We start from the raw sequence: 3,581 nt of genomic DNA, 5'->3' as shown, positions 1-3,581 counted from the left end.
TTTATCTTTTTGAAAATCTATTATTTCTTTATATTTCTCATCTAAAATACCGGTTTCTTCAAAAATATCTGTCATTTCATTGATGATTTCCTCTGCCCATTTTCTGGCAGTAATGGGCGTATCTTCGCCTCTGTTTAAAAGAAGTTCTTTATCTCTTCCCCTTGTGGCCAGCAACTCTTGGTTTTTGATGGCTCTCTTATACTGGGCCTCTCCGAATTCGCTGTCCTCTTCTTTTAATAGCAGGTATATGATAAAAAGGTGTACAAACTCCAAATCAAGGAGATCTACACCTATTCTGCTGAAAGGATTGAGATCAATGGACCGAAATTCAAGATACTCCACTCCGTCTTTCTCAAGGGACTCCAGCATTTTAGCCTTGTTTTTAGGTTTCAGCCTTATAGAGCTGTAATATTCCTTGGCTTGCTGGAGTATATCAGCCTTTATAAGTCCTTTTATATCAGCTATGTAGTCTGAAAGAGTCTCATGTGAAACGTAAATATCCTCTATATTTTTATACCCGCAGATTCCGTTTCTGAAGGAGAGGGTATGCTCAGAATAATAGGAGTCATCAGGGAGCTGTGACATCTTTTCCAGACACTCTTTTCTGTAAGTCCCGTGTATAGGGGAACTGGCTCCGAAGAGATATATGAAAAACCACCCGTATCTAAAATGATTTCTTGCAATTTTCAGGTAAAGGTAGTTTTTAAAACTTTTGAAATCCGGAAATTCTGAACCATGTGAAATCTCCATATAGAGTTTTTCTAAAAATTTATCTGAAAAGGAAAAATTATAATGGATTCCCGATAAGAGCTGGAGTTTTTTGCCGTATTTCTTTGCCAGCCTCTCCCTGTATTCCTTATTGCTTCTGCCGTCCTCTCCGTGAAATTCACCTATGGGAATATCCTTCTCTTCCGGAAGAATAGGAGGGATGCTCTGGGGCCATAAGTATTCATTGTCTAGCGTAGTACTCACAATATCATGGATATTCTCAAGAAATGTATAAGACTTTTCAATAGATTCAAAACTAGGGGTTATCATTTCCAGCTGACTTTCTGAAAAGTCGATGGTTATATATGGATTTTTCAGTTTGTCACCAAACTCTTTTGGATGGGGAGTTAGAGCTAATCTGCCATCTTTATTTACTCTCAAATTTTCTTTTTCAAGTCCGAAATTGCCCTTTGTCAGTAAAGATTCTAATTTTGATTTTTTTATCAAATCTTTAAAATTTAAGTCCATAATCCCTCTCCCTTAACATTTATATAAATTTTTCTTAAGTTTCTTAAAAATAACCCTGAAAGAATAATCCCCTTAAGGATACTGGACAGAGCGATACTCATCCAGACACCGTTTATTCCCATTCGAGATTCATGGGACAGATAATATGCTATAGGGATTCTCAGACCTGTGAATATAATACTCACTGTAGAGGAAACTTTTGGTCTTCCTATGCCGCTAAATCCGGCGTTACTTATTATCTCAATGCACATAAAAAACTGAGATATGCCCACTATCCTGAGATAGTTTATTCCTATTTCCAAAGTTTTACTGTCCTTTATAAAGAGGCTTATGAGCTCTTTTGGAAAGACTACAAATAGAATAGTGGCTGTCCCCCCTATGACACTGGCCAGTATAAAGGCGGTTTTATAACCTTCTGATATTCTTCTGTATTTCTTGGCTCCGTAGTTTTGCCCTGTGAAGCTAGCCACAGCACCGTAGAGTCCTCCTGCAGTCATATAGGCAATGGATTCTATCTGCAGGCCTATTTTCTGAGCTGCTATTGCATCTGGCCCCCATCTGGATATGATCTTTGCTATAAGTATCCCGAAGCCTGTGAAAAGTATCCTCTGCACTGCGATGGGCAGTCCCAAACTCAAAATCTCTCTTATTTTACTTAATTTATATTCAAATATATTTTTTATGGAAAAATATTCTTTCGAAGCTCTGAAAAATAAAATCATACTGATTGCCTGGGATATTATTGTTGCCAATGCAGCACCAGCAACTCCCATATCCAGTACAAAAATAAGCAGAGGATCTAAAATAATATTTGTCACTACACCCACTGCATTTATTTTAAAAGGAAGCTTACTTTCTCCAAAACTATTCAGTATTCTTGTAAAAAGAAAGTTTGAAAATTTAAAAACCAGTCCTAATCCTGTTATTACAAGGTATGTCTTTGCCATGCTTTCCACTTGGTTATTATTCAGCTGAAAATAACCAATCAGATCATCCTTATAAAATATTAAGCCGCTTATAAAAAAGATAAACATTATAAAATTTATAAAAAAAGCATTCTTTATGCAGTCTGTGGCGCTGTCATAATCTTTAGACCCCACGCTGTGTGATACCTTTATACCTGCTCCGGTTACGATCATGGAATTAATGGCATATCCAAAATTGATAAAAAACATTGCAGTACCTATACCTGCTACGGCATTACTCCCTAGCCTTCCTATCCACAGCATATCTACTAACCCGTATGCCATCTGCAAAAAAGAGGATCCCATTATGGGTACAGCCAGTGTTATAAGCAGCTTGCTTATGGGTCCCTCAGTTAATCTATTTATATTTTTCATTAAATTTTAGTTCACCTCTTAAAAATAGTTATTTATTCATTATTGATGTAGCTTCATCTGTGGGTATATGAAAGCATTTCCACCGTCCTTCTTTCGAAAGCGAATAAATATAATTATATCGTCTTTAACACTAAAATAGCAATACTTTTTTTAGATTAAGAGTGAACTCTTCGGGAGATAAAGTCACATTATCATAATCTGACCGATTGTATTGCGATTGTTTTACAGGGTCATGGGCTTTTCTTGGTTTATTTCATAAAAATTTCCAAATTCTTTATAAATAAGGACATGTGTGATATAATTGGCTTATTTTTGAGCTGTTTACAATAAATTAAGCCTGTTTTTTTGAAATTTGAAGGAAATGACATTTGAATGAGTATAAAGGTTAAAGACTATTTGAGGCCCATATTAAAAATTATATAGTAATTAATCATAAACTTAAAACGACATAGATCATCAGGAGGTAAATACAGAATATGGAGCACAAATTTTTCCCATTGTTCATAGACTTGAGCCACAAAAGGTGCCTTGTTATAGGGGCTGGAAATATAGCCTGCAGGAAGATAAAAACTTTACTGAAATATGGGGCAAATGTAGAGGTAATAACGAGAGAAGTGGCCGAAAGTGAAATCCTGGAACTTCAAGATATAAAGATATCCATGAGGGATTTCACAGAAGAAGATCTTAAAAATGTATTTTTGGTAGTAGCTGCCACAAACAACAGCGACTTCAACAGATATATATATGAGATTTGCAATGAAAATAATATACTTGTAAATAATATGACCTCTAAGGTGGAGATGAATGCCAGATTTGCGGCGGTGTATGAGGGTGATTCTGTGCAGGTGGCAGTATCCGCAAAGGGGTATCCGAAAAAATCCTTGGAAATAAGAGACAGCATAAAAAAATTACTGGAAAAAAATTAAGTATCAGAATAAAAACTTAATTATTTACTAGATCGGAGGGGCGTAGAGTGGGAAAATTTTGGGGGAAATTTTTAAGAAG

At 35.8% G+C, this 3,581-nt stretch carries 2 protein-coding genes and 1 pseudogene; 1 reads left to right on the top strand and 2 read right to left on the bottom strand.

Annotated elements, in window-relative coordinates; genetic code table 11:
• Together ABZA26_RS10375 and ABZA26_RS10370 are read right to left on the bottom strand one after the other, a co-directional pair.
• Positions 1 to 1,236 (bottom strand): annotated as a pseudogene (locus ABZA26_RS10375) (bifunctional glutamate--cysteine ligase GshA/glutathione synthetase GshB); the annotation flags it as partial.
• Positions 1,227 to 2,576: an MATE family efflux transporter gene (locus ABZA26_RS10370; RefSeq protein ID WP_372714454.1), complete on the bottom strand. Its 1,350-nt coding sequence runs from the start codon at positions 2,574 to 2,576 to the stop codon at positions 1,227 to 1,229. The pseudogene ABZA26_RS10375 and the gene ABZA26_RS10370, both read right to left, overlap by 10 nt.
• A gap of 476 nt (positions 2,577 to 3,052) precedes the next feature.
• On the opposite strand from ABZA26_RS10370, the gene ABZA26_RS10365 reads away from it, so the two are divergent.
• Positions 3,053 to 3,502 (top strand): bifunctional precorrin-2 dehydrogenase/sirohydrochlorin ferrochelatase, encoded by a 450-nt coding sequence (locus ABZA26_RS10365; RefSeq protein ID WP_372714453.1) that lies wholly within the window; start codon positions 3,053 to 3,055, stop codon positions 3,500 to 3,502.
• Positions 3,503 to 3,581 lie beyond the last annotated feature (79 nt).

Source organism: Ilyobacter sp. (genome assembly GCF_041583315.1).
GTDB lineage: Bacteria > Fusobacteriota > Fusobacteriia > Fusobacteriales > Fusobacteriaceae > Ilyobacter.
Note: the sequence above shows the minus strand (reverse complement) of the source record. Positions and strands in the feature narration are given on the sequence as shown.